Below are 19,141 nucleotides of genomic sequence, written 5' to 3' on the forward strand. Positions count from 1 at the left end.
CGCGCGATTTTATCAGGCTTGAGGGGCAGCGGCCATCCTCGCACCGACGGGCAGGGCCATTATCTCGGGAAATTTTTTGCAATTAAGGCGTATCACTGCCTGTATAAGGTGTGGCAATTAACCGTCTATCGTTATCACTACGTAAAAACTTACCGCCGCCGTGTGAATGTTTTGCGAGGGTCAAGGGTCACAGCCTTGCTTAACCGGTTCACGCGGCCTGTTCCAGCCGCTCCTGTCGACGGGAATTTTCCATGCTTTTTCGTAAATTGTTGGTTGTGGGTTGTTTGTCTGTGGTCAGCCTGGCGAGTCATGCCGAAAACCTCAAAGGTCTCTATCAAGTCAGTCAGCCGGTCACCAGCCAGGCGCCGGAGGAGCGTGATCGCGCCACTCAGGCCGCACTGGACACTTTGGTGTTGCGCCTGACCGGTGACCCGAAAGCTGCGCAAAATCCCGGGCTGGCGGATATTCGCAAGAATCCGCAGCAGATCATCACTCAGTTCGGCTTTGACGCCGGGCCGCCGGAGGTGCTCAAGGTCAACTTCGATCCGAACGCTACCGAGCAGGCCTTGCGCCGAGCCGGGCTGTCGATGTGGGGCGCCAGTCGGCCGTCGATCTTGAGCTGGTGGCTGAACGAGTCAGCGGACGGCACGTATCTGGTGGGTGATGGTCAATCGACTGCCGGGCCATTGCGTGTGGCGGCTCAGCATCGCGGGTTGCCGCTGCGTTTGCCGTTGGCGGATCTGAGTGAACAACTGGTCGCGACTGCGCCGGCGCTGGAGGGTACGGATCTGGGGCCGTTGCGCGGGGTTTCCGAACGTTACAACGCCGATGCCTTGCTGGCCGTGCATGCGCGCGAAGAAGGCGGGCAGTGGCAGGCGAAATGGCATTTGTGGCTGGGCGATCAGAAAGAGGCCGGCACTGTGCAGGGCGCCGATCAGGCTGCCGTCGCCGATGCGGTGATGCTGGCGGTGGCTGAGCGCCTGGCGCCACGTTTTGTTGCCAAACCTGGTGCGTCGGGGCAGCAGACCCTGGAAGTGCAGGGCATGAATCTTGAGCACTATGCGGCGCTGTTGCGGTTACTCGAACCGTTCGGCGTGCGTCTGCAGAGTGTCGATGGCGATCGCATCGTCTATCGGGTCAATGGCAGTGCCGACCAGATGCGCGCGCAGTTGTCGCTGGCGAAGTTGCAGGAATTGCCGGCCGAGGCGCCTGCACCGGTCGCGCCGCCGCAGCCTGCGGTGGCAGGTGCGGCTCCGGCCCCGACACCGGCAGCACCGTCGTTACGGTTTCGCTGGTAAGTCTTTCCTTATATAGAAGCAGGAGTGGTTCATGGCCGATACGCGGCGTTGGTTCTGGCTCGGTGGGGTTGTCCTGCTTTGCGCGTTTGTATGGTTGCTGCACCCGATCCTCACGCCGTTTCTGGTGGCGCTGCTGCTCGCGTATCTGTTCGATCCGCTGGTGGATCGCCTGGAGAAGCTTGGGCTGTCGCGTACGTGGGGCGTGATCGCGGTGTTTGCTTTGTTCACCCTGATCGTCACCACGCTGTTGCTGGTGCTGGTACCGATGCTCGCCAAGCAGTTGCTGCGTTTGTACGAACTGGCGCCGCAAATGCTCGACTGGCTGCAACACACGGCGCTGCCGTGGGCGCAGGCGAAGCTTGGGCTGTCGGACGGCTTCTGGAAGTTCGACAAGGTCAAAGCGGCCATCAGCGAACACATGGGTCAGACCACCGACATCGTCAGTGTGGTGCTGAGTCAGGCCACGGCGTCGAGTCTGGCGTTGATCGGCCTGCTGGCGAATCTGGTGCTGATCCCGGTGGTGAGTTTCTACTTGCTGCGCGACTGGGACGTGATGATGGCCAAGATCCGCAGCCTGCTGCCGCGTGATCGTGAAGAGCGCGTGGTGGCGTTGGCCGGTGAATGTCATGAGGTGCTGGGCGCGTTTGTGCGTGGTCAGTTGCTGGTGATGCTGGCGCTGGGCGTGATTTATGCGGCGGGTCTGATGATCGTCGGTCTGGAGTTGGGGCTGTTGATCGGCCTGATCGCGGGTCTGGCGGCGATCGTGCCTTATATGGGCTTTGTGATTGGTATCGGTGCGGCGCTGATTGCCGGGTTGTTCCAGTTTGGTGGCGATTTGTACCCGATGGTCGGCATCGTCGCAGTGTTCATGGTCGGTCAGGCACTGGAAGGTATGGTGCTGACACCGTTGCTGGTCGGCGACCGCATCGGCCTACACCCGGTGGCGGTGATCTTCGCGATTCTGGCCGGTGGCGAACTGTTTGGTTTTACCGGTGTGCTGCTGGCGCTGCCCGTGGCAGCGGTGATCATGGTCTTGGTGCGTCATATGCACGATTTGTATAAAGACTCTGATATGTACAGCGGAGTGGATGAGCCGGAGTTGTAATCACGACGGACAGCCCGGCGGTGCGCCGGGTTGGCCCGTGTCATGCAGGTGATTGCGTCAGAGAAACTGTCATAAAACCAGGGTGTTAACGCAAACCTTTGATTTTGCTTGGGGTCTGCTGCATTGTGCGCTCCGCCTCACGGGTATAAACTTCGCAAACTTTACACAGAGGCCACTAACGGTTCCTTGAGAACTGTTCAGTCAGCATGAAACCGATTCAGCTGCCCCTAGGTGTGCGTCTGCGTGACGACGCCACCTTTATCAACTACTACCCAGGCGCCAATGCCGCTGCACTCGGCTATGTCGAGCGCCTATGCGAAGCCGACGCCGGCTGGACCGAAAGCCTGATTTATCTTTGGGGCAAGCACGGGGTAGGGCGTACGCATCTGTTGCAGGCTGCGTGCTTGCGTTTTGAGCAGATGGGCGAACCGGCGGTGTACCTGCCGTTGGCCGAGTTGATGGATCGCGGTGTGGAAATCCTAGACAACCTTGAACAGTACGAGCTGGTTTGCCTGGATGATTTGCAGGTGATTGCCGGCAAGGCTGACTGGGAAGAGGCGATGTTTCACCTGTTCAACCGCTTGCGTGACAGCGGTCGACGGTTGTTGATTGCGGCGGCGACCTCGCCACGTGAATTGCCGGTCAAACTGGCCGACCTCAAATCGCGCCTGACCTTGGCGCTGATTTTCCAGATGCGCCCCCTCTCCGATGAAGACAAATTACGTGCCCTGCAATTGCGCGCGTCACGTCGCGGTCTGCACCTGACCGATGAAGTCGGGCATTTCATTCTGACTCGCGGTACCCGCAGCATGAGCGCGTTGTTTGATCTGCTCGAACAGCTCGATCAGGCCTCGCTGCAAGCTCAGCGCAAGCTGACAATTCCCTTCCTTAAAGAAACTCTCGGTTGGTAGCCAGCCCTTTGTCTCTGCGGCTTTTAGCACGTTTCGGCATATTTCAGGCGTCAGAAAAAGCGCTTTCCTGCACCGGGTGCAGGCCGCGTAACGAGTGAAATGGGCTTAAGCGCTTAGATGTAAACGAGAAACCGAGAAGTCACAAAAAGATCGATTGAATTTGCAAATGAGGTTGATAGCGGGCATAGTCTCGGCTTCTTTACAACTATCAGCCACGGTCGTGCCCATGCTAAAGCGCTTCGCACCCCTCGTGCCTCTCGCACTCGTCACCCTGTTGTACGGTTGCGCTGCTCATTCTCCAGTCCAAGAGCAGCCTCAACAGGTTAAAAATTCTTCCACAGCGCAGTCTTCCGTTATTTATCAGGAAGAGCTGGCTACCGAAAAAGAACTCGCAGACTTCAGCGGCAGCAAGCCGTATGAATTGCCGGTTCTGGCCGACAGCATTCTCGAACGCGGCATGTCCCTGATCGGTACCCGTTACCGTTTCGGCGGTACCTCTGAGGCCGGTTTCGACTGCAGCGGTTTCATCGGTTACCTGTTCCGCGAAGAAGCCGGCATGAACCTGCCGCGCTCCACCCGCGAAATGATCAACGTAGACGCACCACTGGTTTCGCGTAGCGATCTGGAACCGGGCGATCTGCTGTTCTTCGCCACCAATGGTCGTCGCGGTCGTGTCAGTCACGCCGGGATCTACCTGGGCGACAACCAGTTCATTCACTCCAGCAGTCGTCGTAGCGGCGGTGTTCGCATCGACAACCTCGGTGATAGCTACTGGAGCAAGACCTTCATCGAAGCCAAGCGTGCACTCGCCATGGCCCCGACCGTGGTCACCGCTCGCAAGTAATTCCCCCCGTTGTCGCCGCGTTCGCGGCGACAAAACGGTTCCCGGCAAGGGAGTAGACCTATACTTTACAAGGTGAAGTTAAAGTCTTACTTGAAGTTTGCCGCGTAGCCGCTAGAATCCTGAATCTATATTGATGGCAAACCGCCTGCGTGCGTACGCAGGCGGTTTTGTTTTCTGCCCAATCGGCAGAATTAGCCGCAGCCAGATCAGGATGTTCTGCTTATGACCACGTCGGCCCGCCTCGTTTTGATCGCCTTCGCAGCGCTGCTCAGCGCTTGCGCCAGTCGCACACCGCCGCCTGCGCCGGTGGTTCGCGCCCCGATCGTGTTCGCCCCCTCAGAATCTTTTTCGCCTGCTGCTGAAGACGTGCTGTTCCGCGCGCTCGGCCTGGTTGGCACGCCGTATCGCTGGGGCGGCAACACGCCGGATTCGGGATTTGATTGCAGTGGCCTGATTGGTTTTGTTTACCGCGACGCGGCGGGTATCAACCTGCCACGCACCACGCGCGACCTGATCGTGATGCAGGCACCGAATGTCGGTAAGGAAGGCTTGCAGACCGGCGACCTGATCTTCTTCGCCACCAATGGTGGTTCGCAGGTCAGTCATGCGGGGATTTACGTTGGCGAAGGACGCTTCGTGCATGCGCCGGCCACGGGTGGCACGGTGAAGCTGGACAGTCTGTCGAAGGCGTATTGGCAGAAGGCTTATCTGAGTGCGAAGCGGGTGTTGCAGCCGGAGCATCTGGCGCGTAACCCGTAATAACGCCAACACAAAACCCCAATGTGGGAGCGAGCCTGCTCGCGAATGCGTAGTTTCAGTCACCCTTGAGTCGACTGATAGACCGCTTTCGCGAGCAGGCTCGCTCCCACATTTGTTATGTGTACGGCGCTAAGTTATTTGGTGGAAGACACTCGCCAAACCTTGTTGCCCACATCATCCGCCACCAGCAAGCCACCTTGCTGATCGATCACCACGCCCACCGGGCGACCCAGCGCGTTCTCATCTTTGTCGAGAAAACCGGTCAACACATCCACCGGCGTTCCACTCGGTTTGCCGCCGGTAAACGGCACAAAGATCACTTTATAACCACTGTGCGGTTTACGGTTCCACGAGCCGTGCTGGCCGATAAACGCGCCTTCCTTGAACTGCGCCGGCAAGGTGTTGCCTTCGGCGAAGGTCAGGCCCAAAGACGCCGTGTGCGGGCCAACCGCGTAATCCGGGGCAATGGCTTTGGCCACCAGATCCAGATTCTGCGGATTCACTCGAACATCGACATGCTGGCCGTAATAACTGAACGGCCAGCCATAGAAACCGCCGTCCTTTACCGACGTGATGTAGTCCGGCACCAGATCGCTACCGATCTCGTCACGCTCATTCACCGCCGTCCACAACGCGCCGCTGGTAGGCTCCCACGCCAGGCCATTGGGGTTGCGGATGCCTGAAGCGAAGATCCGGTGATTGCCGGTCGCCCGATCCACTTCCCAGATCGCCGCGCGGCCTTCTTCTTGATCCAGACCATTTTCGCCGACGTTGCTGTTCGAGCCGACGGTGACGTACAGCTTGCTGCTGTCCTTGCTGGCGATGACGTTTTTCGTCCAGTGATGGTTGAGCGTGCCGCCCGGCAAGTCAGTCACTTTGATCGGCTGCGATTTGATCTCGGTCGCGCCGGGCTCGTAATTGAAGCGCAGCAAACGATCGGTGTCAGCGACGTACAAGTCATTGCCAACCAGCGTCATGCCAAACGGCGAATTGAGGTTCTGCAAAAACACCGTGCGCGTTTCGGCGACGCCATCGTGGTCAGCGTCGCGCAGCAAAGTGATGCGATTCGGGCTCGGTACGCCGGCGCCGGCCTTGCCCATGACTTTCTTCATCACCCAGCCTTTGATGCCTTTGCTGTCGTCCGGCTTCGGCGGGGCGTTGGTTTCTGCCACCAGCACATCACCGTTGGGCAGCACGTACATCCAGCGCGGATGATCGAGGCCTTCGGCAAACGCTGCGACTTGCGTACCGGCCGCCGCTGTCGGTTTGCCACCTTCGGGCCAGCCAATCGCCGGGGCGATGTTCACGGTGGGGATCAGGGTTTTGTTCGGTTCGGGCAGTTTCGGCGAAGGGCCGGTGCCGTCGGAGACTTGCAGGCTGGAGGTTTCACCACACGCGGCGAGCCCTCCGGCCAGAGCGATGACAAAAACGAGCTGGGGCTTGCGCATGACTGATCTTCCCTATGAATGCGTTCTTAATCATAGAGGAGGGCGCAAGCCCGATGGTTCAACCTCAGCCGCGAGCCTCTTTGAACAGCACGGCGATGCCGGGGTGATAGTTGCCGGCCTCGCTGCGCAATTTGCGGTAGGCGTAGGGGAAATACCAGGCGACCGCGCAGGTATGTTCCTTTTGCAAGTCGTCGACCATGTCCTGCAGTTCTTCGGGGCTGGCACTCTGCTGGGCTTTTTGCGGGGCGACGAACAGGCAGCCGAGCTTGAGATCGCTGGCGAAGCTGATGCGTTTGGCGTCGCTGGTGATGTCGAGAAGTGCTTGCGTGAGGTTGAGGTTGTTCACTCGCGGCCAGCGCTGCGTGGCCTGAAGGTAAGCGCGGTCTTCTGGCCCTGCGATGAACAGATCGGCGCGGGCATTGCGCTCGCCGTCTTCGTTTTGCTTGCGCGTGGCGGTGTCGTTGAGGGTGACCAGTTCGGCCATCCAGGCCGCCGCGGTCAGCACGCCGAGATTGGCTTTCTCGTCATGCCAGTACGGCGTGTCGCTGTCGCCGCGCACGGCGTTGTAACGGTCGATACAGTCAAACCAGCGTTCAAGCATCGGGCGCAGGAATTCCAGGCGCGGGTTGCTGATGATCATGCCTTGCATCGTCATCATCCTTATTCTTGTGAGTTGCTTTTATGGAAAAGCATGGCTCTTTGATATCATTTGTAACAGCCTTGCACAAGATTGCCGGCCGATAATTGATCAACGGCAGATAATCGTCCGTCGGCCGCCTCTTTAATTGACGCTCCACCCCCAACCCTCTAACCTTCGCGGCTTGTTTCAGGTGCTCTGTGACCCGCGTCGACAGAGTGAAACAGGGAAGCCGGTGAGGGTTGTCTTCAAGCGAAGAATGATCACGATCCCGGCGCTGCCCCCGCAACGGTAAATGAGTAAAAGCTGCGCCATGAGCCACTGCCTCGACAGAAGCGGGAAGGCGCGCAGCCAGGCCAATGCCGCTCATGAGCCCGGAGACCGGCCTGATCCATCCAGCGGCATCACGGTGGGCGATGCCAGGCTTTTTGCCGTCTATTCTTGTGCCTGCCCGCCGTTATCCAGCCTCAACGGAGAGCTCCCCCATGACTGATTCCCCCGAGCGCGACGAACGCCATCTGGCGCGTATGCAGCGCAAAAAAGCCGTGATCGACGAACGCATCGCCAACTCGCCCGACGAGTGCGGCCTGGTGCTGGTGCTGACCGGCAATGGCAAAGGCAAAAGCAGCTCGGCGTTCGGCATGCTCGCCCGCGCCATGGGCCACGGCATGCAGTGCGGCGTGGTGCAGTTCATCAAGGGCCGCAACAGCACCGGCGAAGAATTGTTTTTCCGGCGCTTCCCCGAACAAGTGCGCTTCCACGTGATGGGCGAGGGCTTCACTTGGGAAACCCAGGATCGTCAGCGCGACATCGCCGCCGCCGAAGCTGCGTGGGCCGTGTCCCGCGAACTGCTGCGCGATCCGTCGATCGGTCTGGTGGTGCTTGATGAACTGAACATCGCCCTCAAACACGGCTACCTCGATCTCGATCAGGTGCTCAGCGATTTGCAGGCCCGTCCGCCGATGCAGCACGTGATCGTCACCGGTCGTGCGGCCAAGCCGGAAATGATCGAAATGGGCGACACCGTCACCGAAATGGGCATGCTCAAACACGCCTTCCAGGCCGGCATCAAAGCGCAGAAAGGCGTCGAACTTTGAATCAACCACGTCACTGCCCGGCGGTACTCATTGCCGCGCCGGCTTCCGGTCAGGGCAAGACCACTGTCACCGCTGCGCTCGCCCGTTTGCATCGCAATCAGGGGCGCAAGGTGCGCGTGTTCAAATGCGGTCCGGACTTTCTCGACCCGATGATCCTCGAACGCGCCAGCGGTGCGCCGGTGTATCAGCTTGATATGTGGATGGTCGGCGAGCAGGAAAGTCGTCGGCTGTTGTGGGAAGCCGCCGCCGAGGCGGATCTGATTTTGATCGAAGGCGTGATGGGTCTGTTCGACGGTACGCCCTCCAGCGCTGATCTGGCGCGGCATTTTGGTGTGCCGGTGCTCGGCGTGATCGACGGCACAGCGATGGCGCAGACCTTTGGTGCGTTGGCGCTGGGCTTGGCCAAGTATCAGCCGGATCTGCCGTTTGCTGGCGTGCTGGCCAACCGCGTCGGCACCTTGCGCCATGCGCAGTTGCTCGAAGGCAGTCTCACTGAAGGTTTGCGTTGGTACGGCGCGTTGTCGCGCGAGACCGGTATCGAACTGCCGAGCCGGCATCTTGGTCTGGTGCAGGCCAGCGAATTGAATGACCTCGATGTGCGTCTCGACGCCGCCGCCGAAGCGCTGGCTAGCAGCTGCGAGGTAGCGCTGCCACCGGCCGTGGAATTTGCCGCGCCTGACGTGATTGCTGTCGAGCCGTTGCTGAAAAATGTGCGCATTGCCGTCGCGCGAGATGAGGCGTTTGCCTTCACTTATGGCGCGAGTCTGGATCTGTTACGTGCGATGGGCGCCGAGTTGAGCTTCTTCTCGCCGATCCGCGATACGCAATTGCCTGAGGCGGATAGTCTGTATTTGCCCGGTGGTTATCCGGAATTGCATCACGTCGCGCTGGCGCAGAACACCGCGATGGTTGCGGCGATCCGTGCGCATCATGCGGCGGGGAAGCCGTTGCTGGCTGAGTGTGGCGGGATGTTGTATTTGCTCGATTCGTTGACGGATGTTGAAGGCACTCGCGCTGAGCTGGTCGGGTTGTTGAAGGGCGACGCAGTGATGCAGAAACGTCTGGCGGCGTTGGCGTTGCAAGCGGTCGATCTGCCGGAAGGCTCGTTGCGTGGGCACACGTATCATCATTCGTTGACCACGACTGAACTGACGCCGATTGCTCGAGGTTTGAGTCCAAATGGAGGGCGAGGGGCGGAGGCGGTTTATCGTGAGGGGCGGATGACGGCTTCCTATGTACACTTTTATTTTCCGTCGAATCCGACTGCGATTGCCGAATTGTTTGCGCCAGACCGTGAGGCCGCCTTCGCGAGCAAGCTCGCTCCCACAGGGAATCGCGTTTCTTGAGCAAGCACCCCGTCCAATGTGGGAGCGAGCTTGCTCGCGAAGAGGCCATGACCGACAACGCATTCTCCGAAGCCGAGCGTGAGGCGGTTTACCGAGCCATCGCCGAACGCCGCGACATGCGCCACTTCACCGGCGGCACCGTGGAACCGGATCTGCTGCGCCGACTTCTGGAAGCCGCCCACCAGGCCCCAAGCGTCGGCTTGATGCAGCCCTGGCGCTTCATCCGCATCAGCGACCGAACCCTGCGCAGCCAAATCCAGCACCTCGTCGAAGAAGAACGCATCCGCACCGCCGAAGCCCTCGGTGAGCGCAGCGACGAGTTCATGAAGCTCAAAGTCGAAGGCATCAACGACTGCGCCGAAGTGCTGGTCGCGGCGCTGATGGATGATCGCGAAAAACACATCTTCGGTCGCCGCACGCTGCCGGAAATGGACATGGCCTCGTTGTCCTGCGCGATTCAGAATCTGTGGCTGGCCTCGCGCGCAGAAGGCTTGGGCATGGGCTGGGTCTCGCTGTTCGAACCGCAAGCGCTGGCGGATTTGTTGAAACTGCCGGCAGGCGCCAAGCCGCTGGCGGTTTTGTGTCTGGGCCCGGTCAAGGAATTCTATCCGGCGCCGATGCTGGTACTCGAAGGGTGGGCGCAGGCGCGGCCGCTGAATGAGTTGCTGTATGAAAATTATTGGGGAGTGAATCAATGAGTGTGGCGTTGTTGAGTGTCGCCGCGGTTGCGCTGGATGCGCTGCTCGGTGAACCGAAACGCTGGCATCCGCTGGTGGCGTTCGGCAATTTCGCCGGGCGCATCGAGCAACGTTTCAACGGTGAAGGGCGCGGCTGGCGCAGTCATGGCGTCACCGCGTGGGTGATCGCCGTGCTGCCGCTGACGCTGCTGGCGACGGCGTTTTCCTGGGCGCCTTATGTCGGTTGGATCGTCGAGATTCTCGCGCTGTATTGCGCCCTCGGCATGCGCAGCCTCGGCGAGCATGTTGCGCCGGTCGCTGCGGCTTTGCGCGCGGATGATCTGGACGAGGCGCGCAAGCGTGTCGGTTATCTGGTCAGCCGTCAGACCGATGAACTCGACAGCACTGCGGTCGCCCGCGCGGCCACTGAATCGGTGCTGGAAAACGGCAGCGACGCGGTGTTCGCCGCACTGTTTTGGTTTGTCGTGGCCGGCGCGCCCGGCGTGGTGCTCTATCGCTTGAGCAACACGCTCGACGCGATGTGGGGTTATCGCAACGAACGTTTCGAACGTTTCGGCTGGGCGGCGGCAAAAATCGACGACGTGTTGAACTACATTCCTGCGCGTCTGGTGGCATTGACCTACGCAGTGCTCGGCAAAACCCGACTGGCTTTGAAATGCTGGCGCACACAGGCGCCGAAATGGGACAGCCCCAACGCCGGCCCGGTAATGGCTGCAGGCGCAGGTGCGCTCGGTGTGGAACTGGGCGGCCCGGCGATTTACCACGGCGAACTGCACGAGCGTCCGCAACTGGGCGAAGGCGCTCCCGCCGATGCCGATTCCATCGACCGTGGCTGGCAATTGGTGCAGCGCGGGGTATGGTTATGGTTGCTGATTCTCTGCGTGGGGGCTGAATTCTATGCTTGAGCACGGTGGCCGGCTGCGCAAGGCTGCACTCGATTACGGTATCGCCGAAGCCGACTGGCTCGACCTGTCCAGCGGACTCGCGCCGTGGCCATTTCCGATCCCGGAAATCCCCTTGCGTGCCTGGGCCCGTTTGCCGGAAACCGATGACGGTCTGGAACAAGCGGCGTGCGATTACTACGGAGCAAACCAGGTACTGCCGGTGGCCGGTTCGCAGATGGCCATTCAGTTGCTGCCGCGTTTGCGTCGCGCCGGCAAGGTCGGCGTGCTGTCGCCGTGCTATGCCGAACACGCTGAAGCCTGGCGCCGCAACGGTTACATCGTGCGCGAAGTGCAGGAGCAGGAAGTCGAGTTCTATCTGGACAACCTCGACGTGCTGGTGGTGGTCAATCCGAACAATCCAACCGGCCTGAGCCTGACCCCGGCGAAGTTGCTCGACTGGCATGCGCGACTGGCGCAGCGCGGCGGCTGGCTGGTGGTCGATGAAGCGTTCATGGACAACACGCCGCAGTTGAGCCTGGCGGCGCACGCGCATCAGGTCGGACTGATCGTGTTGCGTTCGTTCGGCAAGTTTTTCGGCTTGGCCGGTGTGCGTTTGGGCTTCGTATTGGCTGAGCGCAAATTGCTTCGGTTGCTTGCCGAACAGGTCGGGCCGTGGGTCGTCAGCGGGCCGACGCGGGTGCTCGGTCAGGCCTGTCTGCAAGACACTGAAAACCACACACGCCAGCGCATTCGCAGCGATCAAGCCAGCGAACGGCTGGCGACGCTGCTTGAGCGCTACGGCTTCAAACCGCAGGGCGGCTGCGCGTTGTTTCAGTGGCTGATCACTGATCAAGCGCAAGCGTTATACGAATTCATGGCCCGACGCGGCATTCTTCTGCGCCTCTTCACGCACAACAGCAGCCTGCGTTTCGGCTTGCCTGCCGACGCGGCCGAAGAAGCGCGTCTCGAACAGGCTTTCATCGCTTTTACCAAGGACAAACCATGACCACCCTGATGGTGCAGGGCACCACTTCCGACGCCGGTAAAAGCACGCTGGTGACGGCGCTGTGCCGCTGGGCGACGCGTCAAGGCGTCGCGGTTGTGCCGTTCAAGCCGCAGAACATGGCGCTCAACAGCGCCGTGACGGCGGACGGTGGCGAGATCGGTCGTGCGCAAGCGGTGCAGGCGCAAGCGGCGTTCCTCGAACCGCACACCGACATGAACCCGGTGCTGCTCAAACCGAACAGCGACACCGGCGCGCAAGTGATCATCCATGGTCGCGCGGTGACGTCGATGAACGCGGTGGCCTATCACGACTACAAAGCCATCGCGATGAAAGCGGTTTTGGCATCTCACGAGCGACTCAGCGCCGGGTATCCGCTAGTGATGGTTGAGGGCGCGGGCTCGCCGGCCGAGATCAATCTGCGTGCCGGGGACATTGCCAACATGGGTTTCGCCGAAGCGGTGGATTGCCCGGTGCTGCTGATTGCCGACATCAATCGTGGCGGGGTTTTCGCCCATCTGGTCGGCACGCTGGAGTTGCTCTCGCCGAGCGAACAGGCGCGGGTCAAAGGCTTCATCATCAACCGTTTTCGCGGTGACATCGCCTTGCTGCAACCGGGCCTTGATTGGCTGGAAGAGCGCACCGGCAAACCGGTGGTGGGCGTGTTGCCGTACGTGATGGATCTGCATCTGGAAGCTGAAGACGGTATCGATCAGCGCCAGACCGACAAGGCTGAGCAAGTGCTGAAAGTGCTGGTGCCGGTGTTGCCGCGCATCAGCAACCACACCGATTTCGATCCGCTGCGTTTACATCCGCAGGTCGATCTGCAATTTGTCGGGCCAGGGCAGGCGATTCCTGCGGCCGATCTGATCATCCTGCCGGGCTCGAAAAGCGTGCGCAGTGATCTGGCGTATTTGCGCGCCAATGGCTGGGACACGGCGATCAGTCGGCATTTGCGCTACGGCGGCAAAGTGCTGGGGATTTGTGGCGGCCTGCAGATGCTCGGTGAGCAGGTGCATGATCCGCTCGGCTTGGAAGGCGCGCCCGGTTCGAGTGCGGGTCTAAGTTTGCTGGCGTTTGCAACGACGCTTGAAGCCGAGAAGCAATTGCGCAATGTGCGTGGGCGCTTGGCGTTGGAAGATGCCGAGGTCAGTGGCTATGAAATTCATGCTGGCGTGACGACCGGGGCGGCGCTGGAGAATGCCGCGGTGCATCTGGATGATGGTCGTTGCGACGGTGCGCAGAGCGTTGATGGGCAGGTGTTTGGCACGTATCTGCATGGCTTGTTCGAATCACCGGCGGCGAGTGCGGCGTTGCTGCGTTGGGCCGGGTTGAGCGATGTGCGGGAAGTGGATTATCACGGCTTGCGCGAGCGCGATATCGAGCGCTTGGCGGATTTGGTCGAGAAGCATTTGGATACCGATCTGTTGCGTCAGCTCTGTGGGATTTGAGGTGGGTTCAATGGCCTCATCGCGAGCAGGCTCACTCCTACAGTTGACCGCGTTCCCTTGTAGGAGTGAGCCTGCTCGCGAAAGCGTCAGCCGCCCCAACACATAAAATTCAGGATGCCTTCATGCTCCAACTAATCCTCGGCGGCGCCCGCTCCGGCAAAAGCCGTCTGGCGGAAAAACTCGCCAGCGAAAGTAATCTTGCGGTCACCTACATCGCCACCAGCCAACCGCTCGATGGCGAAATGAGCGACCGCGTTGCCCACCATCGCGCCCGTCGCCCAGCCGAATGGGCGCTCGTCGAAGAGCCCCTCGAACTGGCCCGGGTCCTGCGCGAATCCGCCCGCGCCGAGCGTTGCCTGCTGGTCGATTGCCTGACCCTGTGGCTGACCAATCTGCTGATGCTCGACGACGCCGAACGCCTCGCCGCCGAACGCGAAGCCTTGCTCAACTGCCTGGGCACGCTGCCGGGTGAAATCATTTTTGTCAGCAACGAGACCGGAATGGGTGTCGTGCCGCTGGGCGAATTGACTCGCCGCTACGTCGATGAAGCCGGTTGGCTGCATCAAGCTCTGGCTGAGCGCTGTCAGCGTGTTGTCCTGACCGTCGCCGGCCTGCCCCTGACTCTGAAAGGATCTGCGCTATGACCCAAACCTGGTGGCTGAACCCGTGCAAACCGGTGAACGTCGATATCGTTGAGCAAGCCGCCGCGCGCCAACAGCAACTGACCAAACCGGCCGGTTCGCTGGGGCAACTGGAAGCGGTGGCGGTGCAACTGGCCGGTCTGCAAGGCCAGGTCAAACCGACACTGGAGCAGATCTGGATCGCGATTTTTGCCGGCGACCACGGCGTGGTCGCTGAAGGGGTTTCGGCGTTCCCGCAGGAAGTCACCGGGCAGATGCTGCTCAACTTCGTCAGCGGCGGCGCGGCGATCAGCGTGCTGGCGCGTCAGCTTGGTGCGCAGCTGGAAGTGGTCGATCTGGGCACCGTTAATCCCGCGCTGAACCTGGCGGGTGTGCGTCACTTGAATATCGGTGCGGGCACGGCAAATTTCGCTCAGGGCGCGGCGATGACCCAAGCCCAAGGCGAACTCGCGTTGCAGGCCGGTCGTGACAGCGTGCTGCGAGCGCAAGCGGCCGGCGCGCAGTTGTTTATCGGCGGCGAAATGGGCATCGGCAACACCACGGCCGCCAGCGCGCTGGCCTGTGCTTTGCTCGATTGCCCGGTGGTGCACCTGACGGGCCCCGGCACCGGGCTGAATGCCGAAGGTGTCAGCCATAAAGCCCAAGTCATCGAACGCGCACTGGCGTTGCACGCGGCCCAGCGCGGTGATGCATTGCAGACGCTGTTCAATCTTGGCGGTTTCGAAATCGCGGCGCTGGTTGGCGCGTATCTGGCATGCGCGCAGGAAGGCGTTGCGGTGCTGGTCGACGGCTTTATCTGCACGGTCGCGGCGCTGGTCGCGGTACGCCTGAATGCGGCGTGTCGCGAGTGGCTGCTGTTCGGTCATCGCGGTGCTGAACCAGGCCATCGTCATGTGCTGGAAACCCTCGGCGCCGAGCCATTGCTGGAACTCGGTCTGCGTCTGGGCGAAGGCAGCGGTGCGGCGCTGGCGGTGCCCCTGTTGCGTCTGGCCTGCGACCTGCACGGGCAGATGGCGACATTCGCCGAAGCGGCGGTGGCGGATCGCCCGGCATGACCTTGCGCCTTGATCTGCTGCGTCACGGTGAAACCGAATTGGGTGGCGGCTTGCGCGGCAGTCTTGATGATGCGCTGACCGAAAAAGGCTGGACGCAGATGCGTGCGGCGGTGATCGAGGGCGGGCCTTGGGATCGCTTAGTCAGCTCGCCGTTGCAGCGTTGCGCGCGGTTTGCGGCGGAGCTGGGTGAGCAGTTGAATCTGCCGGTGCAACTCGACAAGGATCTGCAGGAGCTGCATTTTGGCGCGTGGGAAGGGCAGAGTGCGGCAGCGTTGATGGAGACGGATGCTGACGCGTTGGGCCTTTTTTGGGCTGATCCGTATTCATTCACGCCACCACAGGGTGAACCGGTCAGCGACTTTTCCACGCGAGTGTTGGCAGCAGTGGCTCGGCTGCATACAGCACATGCCGGTGAGCGGATTTTGCTGATCAGCCACGGCGGCGTCATGCGTTTATTGCTGGCGCAGGCGCGAGGTTTGCCGCGTGAGCAATTGCTCAATGTTGAAGTGGGGCATGGCGCGCTGTTTGCGCTGACGGTCGACACTGACGGTTCATTCAAGGAAGGTCACTGACATGTTGCCGCTGTGGATCGCCCTGCAATTTCTCAGCAGCCTGCCGATTCGTCTGCCGGGGATGCCTGAGCCGGGACAGCTTGGGCGTTCGCTGCTGTTTTATCCGCTGGTGGGATTGTTGTTTGGTGTGATCCTGTGGGCGCTGAATCTGGCATTGGCGGGGGCCCCGTTGTTGCTGCATGCGGCGTTGCTGCTGACGGTGTGGGTGTTGCTCAGTGGTGCGCTGCATCTTGATGGTCTGGCGGATAGCGCGGATGCCTGGCTCGGTGGGTTTGGTGATCGCGAGCGCACGCTGACGATCATGAAAGATCCGCGCAGCGGGCCGATTGCCGTGGTCACGCTGGTGCTGGTGTTGCTGCTCAAGTTTGCCGCGTTGCTGGCGTTGATCGAGCAAGGGCAAGGGCTGGTGTTGATCATCGTGCCGGTGCTGGGGCGGGCGGCGTTGCTGGGGTTGTTTCTGACCACGCCGTATGTGCGTGCGGGTGGGTTGGGGCAGGCATTGGCGGATCATTTGCCGCGTCGGGCAGGTTGGTGGGTGCTGGGCGTCAGTGCGCTGGGTTGCTTGTTGATTGCCGGGATTAGCGCCGTCGTTGCGGTGGTGATTTCTGTCGCGGTGTTTGGCTGGCTGCGGCGGGTGATGATGCGGCGGTTGGGCGGGACGACGGGCGATACGGCGGGGGCGTTGTTGGAGTTGTTGGAGGTGGGGGTGTTGGTGGGATTGGCGCTGGCCTGATAGATTTTTATCGTTCATGCCGACCCCATCGCGAGCAGGCTCACTCCTACAGGGGAGCGCGGTCAACTGTAGGAGTGAGCCTGCTCGCGATAGCAATTTTCCAGGCACCACAAATGTTCAGGGTAAACTCATCTGTAACTTGATTTAACACAGTCGCGGGTATATACACGCATCATGCTTACCTCTCAGTGTTTGTGCACCAACCTGCGTCGCGCCGCGCGTGGCGTCAGCAGGCATTACGACGGCGCTCTCGATGGCTTCGGGATCAACGTTGCGCAGTATTCTTTGCTGTGTAACCTGCAACGTCTTGATCAACCGAGCATTTCGGAACTCGCCGAAGCCATGGGGCTGGATCGCAGCACCCTCGGGCGCAATCTGCGCGTGCTCGAAGGTGAAGGCCTGGTGGCGCTGGCCGAGGGCGAAGACATGCGTAACCGCATCGTCCGGCTTACGGAAATCGGTGCGCAACGTCTGGCAGATGCACTGCCGGCTTGGGAGGCGGCGCAGCAGCGATTGATCGATCGATTGGGTGCCGAGAAGCGTGAAACCTTGCTCAAATTGCTGGACGAACTGGCGTAATCGCCGGTTTTTTCGATCTCAAGCGGGTATATACCCGCGACTGGAGAATAATAATGACATCGATGTGGCGTACGTGCGGTTGGGTGTTGGTCGGCAGTGCGCTGATTCTTGCGTTGTCATTGGGCGTGCGGCACGGCTTCGGTCTGTTTCTGTCGCCGATGAGCGCGCAGTTTGGCTGGGGCCGCGAGGTGTTCGCCTTCGCCATCGCTTTGCAGAACCTGATCTGGGGCCTGGCGCAGCCATTTACCGGCGCGCTGGCTGACCGTTTCGGCGCGGCGAAAGTGGTGCTGGTCGGTGGCGTGCTCTACGCCGTGGGCCTGATCTGCATGGGCTTGTCGGATTCGGCGGTGACGCTGTCGCTGAGTGCTGGTTTGCTGATTGGCATCGGCCTGTCGGGCACCTCGTTCTCGGTCATCCTTGGCGTCGTCGGCCGCGCAGTGCCGCCGGAGAAACGCAGCATGGGCATGGGCATCGCCAGTGCTGCCGGTTCGTTCGGCCAGTTCGCGATGTTGCCCGGTACCCTCGGCCTGATCGGCTGGCTCGGTTGGTCGGCGGCGCTGCTGGTGTTGGGCCTGCTGGTGGCGCTGATCGTGCCGCTGGTGAGCATGCTCAAGGACAAACCGTTGCCGCTGCTGGGTCATGAGCAAACGCTCTCCGAAGCGCTGCGTGAAGCCTGTTCGCATTCGGGTTTCTGGTTGCTGGCGTTCGGCTTTTTTGTCTGTGGTTTTCAGGTGGTGTTTATCGGCGTGCATCTGCCGGCGTATCTGGTCGATCAGCATCTGCCGGCCAGCGTCGGTACTACGGTGCTGGCGCTGATCGGGCTGTTCAACATCTTCGGCACTTACACCGCTGGTTGGCTTGGCGGGCGCATGTCAAAACCGCGTTTGCTTACGGCGTTGTATCTGTTGCGCGCGGTGGTGATTGTGCTGTTCCTCTGGATGCCGGTGACGACCACCTCGGCGTATCTGTTCGGCATGGCGATGGGCTTCTTATGGCTGTCGACGGTGCCGTTGACCAACGGTACGGTGGCGACCTTGTTTGGTGTGCGCAATCTGTCCATGCTCGGCGGCATCGTGTTCCTGTTCCATCAGCTCGGCTCGTTCCTCGGCGGCTGGCTGGGCGGGGTGGTGTATGACCGAACCGGGAGTTATGACTTGATCTGGCAAGTGGCGATTCTGTTGAGTCTGTTGGCGGCCGCACTGAACTGGCCGGTGCGCGAGCGTCCGGTAGCCCGCCTGCAAGCCGCAGCGGGCGCCGCATGAGCCGATTCTGGCCACGTATCCTCTTTGCCGCACTCGGCGCCGCATTGTTGGCGCTGGTGTGGTGGGGCTGGCATCAGGGCGGTCTGGCGTTGATGCAACTGGGCATGAGCATTTGCTAGAAGCAGGCGTGGCGAGTAACGTCGAAGTCTGACGACTTCTCAAGGATGTACGACATGCTGATGCGCTGGTGTGCTGTTCCCGCGTTGCTGATGGCGTTGACTGGCGTGGCCCAGGCTGCTGACTGTCCGGAATTGCTGCAAGGCTCGCTGCCCAAATTGCGCGCCAAGGACTCCATCGACCTGTGCAAACAATACGCAGACAAACCGCTGGTGGTGGTCAACACCGCCAGTTTCTGCGGTTTCGCGCCGCAGTTCGAAGGCCTTGAGGCGCTGCACAAACGCTATGAAGGGCAGGGGCTGGAGATGCTCGGCGTGCCGTCCAATGACTTCAAACAAGAGTCCAAGGACAGCGCTGAGACCGCCAAGGTCTGCTACGCCAACTACGGCGTGACGTTCGCCATGACCGAACCACAGAAAGTCCGTGGCGATGACGCTACGCATATGTTCCAGGTATTGGCTGCGCAGAGCAGCGCGCCGAAGTGGAATTTCTACAAATATGTGGTTGATCGGCAGGGCAAAGTGATCGCCAATTTCTCTAGCCTGACCAAACCGGATGATCCGGAATTCATCGCCGCGATCGAAAAAGCCATCGCCTCGAAACCCCTCAAACCCTGACCTTCAGCGGGTTTACCCGAACCCTGTAGGAGCTGCGGCACGCTGCGATCTTTTGATCTTAAAGGTCAAAATCAAAAGATCGCA

General features: G+C 60.7%; 21 protein-coding genes and 1 riboswitch. Of the genes, 19 read left to right on the forward strand and 2 right to left on the reverse strand.

Going from position 1 to position 19,141, the window contains the following annotated elements:
- The first annotated feature begins 251 nt into the window (after nt 1-251).
- The 5 genes from AD669_RS08005 (at nt 252) to AD669_RS08025 (ending at nt 4,917) form a co-directional block, all read left to right on the forward strand.
- The gene (locus tag AD669_RS08005) at nt 252-1,298 is read left to right on the forward strand and encodes a DUF2066 domain-containing protein (RefSeq protein WP_053118530.1); all 1,047 of its coding nucleotides are present in this window, start codon (nt 252-254) and stop codon (nt 1,296-1,298) included.
- A 31-nt stretch (nt 1,299-1,329) separates the two neighbouring features.
- Nucleotides 1,330-2,403, forward strand: coding sequence for an AI-2E family transporter (locus tag AD669_RS08010; protein ID WP_053118532.1), 1,074 nt, complete (start codon nt 1,330-1,332; stop codon nt 2,401-2,403).
- Between the two features lie 206 nt (nt 2,404-2,609).
- A complete protein-coding gene (gene hda, locus AD669_RS08015) occupies nt 2,610-3,314 on the forward strand; it encodes a DnaA regulatory inactivator Hda (RefSeq protein ID WP_034156234.1) in 705 nt (234 codons plus the stop codon).
- Between the two features lie 226 nt (nt 3,315-3,540).
- Nucleotides 3,541-4,158 (forward strand): C40 family peptidase, encoded by a 618-nt coding sequence (locus tag AD669_RS08020; RefSeq protein ID WP_053118534.1) that lies wholly within the window; start codon nt 3,541-3,543, stop codon nt 4,156-4,158.
- A 222-nt stretch (nt 4,159-4,380) separates the two neighbouring features.
- Complete coding sequence (locus AD669_RS08025; protein ID WP_053118536.1) at nt 4,381-4,917, forward strand: C40 family peptidase; 537 nt, start codon at nt 4,381-4,383, stop codon at nt 4,915-4,917.
- Between the two features lie 134 nt (nt 4,918-5,051).
- On the opposite strand, the gene AD669_RS08030 is transcribed toward AD669_RS08025, so the two are convergent.
- On the reverse strand, nt 5,052-6,365 hold the full coding sequence (locus AD669_RS08030; RefSeq protein WP_053118538.1) for a sorbosone dehydrogenase family protein: 1,314 nt from the start codon (nt 6,363-6,365) through the stop codon (nt 5,052-5,054).
- A 64-nt stretch (nt 6,366-6,429) separates the two neighbouring features.
- Nucleotides 6,430-7,014 (reverse strand): hypothetical protein, encoded by a 585-nt coding sequence (locus AD669_RS08035; protein WP_053118540.1) that lies wholly within the window; start codon nt 7,012-7,014, stop codon nt 6,430-6,432.
- 162 nt (nt 7,015-7,176) lie between these two features.
- Nucleotides 7,177-7,407: riboswitch (cobalamin riboswitch) on the forward strand.
- A gap of 80 nt (nt 7,408-7,487) precedes the next feature.
- On the opposite strand from AD669_RS08035, the gene cobO reads away from it, so the two are divergent.
- The 14 genes from cobO to AD669_RS08100 all read left to right on the forward strand — a co-directional run bounded on the left by cobO (nt 7,488) and on the right by AD669_RS08100 (nt 19,057).
- Nucleotides 7,488-8,099 (forward strand): cob(I)yrinic acid a,c-diamide adenosyltransferase, encoded by a 612-nt coding sequence (gene cobO / locus AD669_RS08040; protein WP_003223053.1) that lies wholly within the window; start codon nt 7,488-7,490, stop codon nt 8,097-8,099.
- Nucleotides 8,096-9,445, forward strand: a complete 1,350-nt coding sequence (locus AD669_RS08045; protein WP_053118542.1) for a cobyrinate a,c-diamide synthase — start codon at nt 8,096-8,098, stop codon at nt 9,443-9,445. Before cobO ends, AD669_RS08045 begins: the two co-directional genes overlap by 4 nt.
- Nucleotides 9,446-9,492: 47 nt before the next feature.
- The gene (bluB, locus tag AD669_RS08050) at nt 9,493-10,143 is read left to right on the forward strand and encodes a 5,6-dimethylbenzimidazole synthase (protein WP_053118544.1); all 651 of its coding nucleotides are present in this window, start codon (nt 9,493-9,495) and stop codon (nt 10,141-10,143) included.
- Nucleotides 10,140-11,048 carry an adenosylcobinamide-phosphate synthase CbiB gene (gene cbiB / locus AD669_RS08055; RefSeq protein ID WP_053118546.1) on the forward strand — a complete coding sequence of 303 codons (909 nt, stop codon included), beginning with the start codon at nt 10,140-10,142 and terminating at the stop codon, nt 11,046-11,048. Before bluB ends, cbiB begins: the two co-directional genes overlap by 4 nt.
- Entirely contained in the window at nt 11,041-12,033 is a 993-nt protein-coding gene (gene cobD / locus AD669_RS08060) for a threonine-phosphate decarboxylase CobD (protein WP_053118548.1), read from the forward strand. The genes cbiB and cobD overlap by 8 nt, the downstream gene beginning before the upstream one ends.
- Nucleotides 12,030-13,481, forward strand: a complete 1,452-nt coding sequence (locus tag AD669_RS08065) for a cobyric acid synthase (protein ID WP_053118549.1) — start codon at nt 12,030-12,032, stop codon at nt 13,479-13,481. The genes cobD and AD669_RS08065 overlap by 4 nt, the downstream gene beginning before the upstream one ends.
- A 122-nt stretch (nt 13,482-13,603) precedes the next feature.
- Nucleotides 13,604-14,125: a bifunctional adenosylcobinamide kinase/adenosylcobinamide-phosphate guanylyltransferase gene (gene cobU, locus AD669_RS08070; protein ID WP_053118551.1), complete on the forward strand. Its 522-nt coding sequence runs from the start codon at nt 13,604-13,606 to the stop codon at nt 14,123-14,125.
- Nucleotides 14,122-15,177: a nicotinate-nucleotide--dimethylbenzimidazole phosphoribosyltransferase gene (gene cobT / locus AD669_RS08075; protein ID WP_053118553.1), complete on the forward strand. Its 1,056-nt coding sequence runs from the start codon at nt 14,122-14,124 to the stop codon at nt 15,175-15,177. The genes cobU and cobT overlap by 4 nt, the downstream gene beginning before the upstream one ends.
- A complete protein-coding gene (cobC, locus tag AD669_RS08080; RefSeq protein WP_053118555.1) occupies nt 15,174-15,749 on the forward strand; it encodes an alpha-ribazole phosphatase family protein in 576 nt (191 codons plus the stop codon). The genes cobT and cobC overlap by 4 nt, the downstream gene beginning before the upstream one ends.
- A 1-nt stretch (nt 15,750) precedes the next feature.
- Nucleotides 15,751-16,482: an adenosylcobinamide-GDP ribazoletransferase gene (locus AD669_RS08085; RefSeq protein WP_053118557.1), complete on the forward strand. Its 732-nt coding sequence runs from the start codon at nt 15,751-15,753 to the stop codon at nt 16,480-16,482.
- A 174-nt stretch (nt 16,483-16,656) separates the two neighbouring features.
- Nucleotides 16,657-17,061 carry a MarR family winged helix-turn-helix transcriptional regulator gene (locus AD669_RS08090; protein WP_053118559.1) on the forward strand — a complete coding sequence of 135 codons (405 nt, stop codon included), beginning with the start codon at nt 16,657-16,659 and terminating at the stop codon, nt 17,059-17,061.
- 53 nt (nt 17,062-17,114) lie between these two features.
- Nucleotides 17,115-18,323 (forward strand): MFS transporter, encoded by a 1,209-nt coding sequence (locus AD669_RS08095; protein ID WP_053118561.1) that lies wholly within the window; start codon nt 17,115-17,117, stop codon nt 18,321-18,323.
- Entirely contained in the window at nt 18,320-18,442 is a 123-nt protein-coding gene (locus tag AD669_RS28735; RefSeq protein ID WP_256218825.1) for a hypothetical protein, read from the forward strand. Before AD669_RS08095 ends, AD669_RS28735 begins: the two co-directional genes overlap by 4 nt.
- A 54-nt stretch (nt 18,443-18,496) precedes the next feature.
- Nucleotides 18,497-19,057 (forward strand): glutathione peroxidase, encoded by a 561-nt coding sequence (locus tag AD669_RS08100; protein WP_053118563.1) that lies wholly within the window; start codon nt 18,497-18,499, stop codon nt 19,055-19,057.
- Nucleotides 19,058-19,141 lie beyond the last annotated feature (84 nt).

The organism is Pseudomonas sp. P1.31 (genome assembly GCF_001269815.1).
Taxonomy (GTDB): Bacteria; Pseudomonadota; Gammaproteobacteria; order Pseudomonadales; family Pseudomonadaceae; genus Aquipseudomonas; species Aquipseudomonas rustica.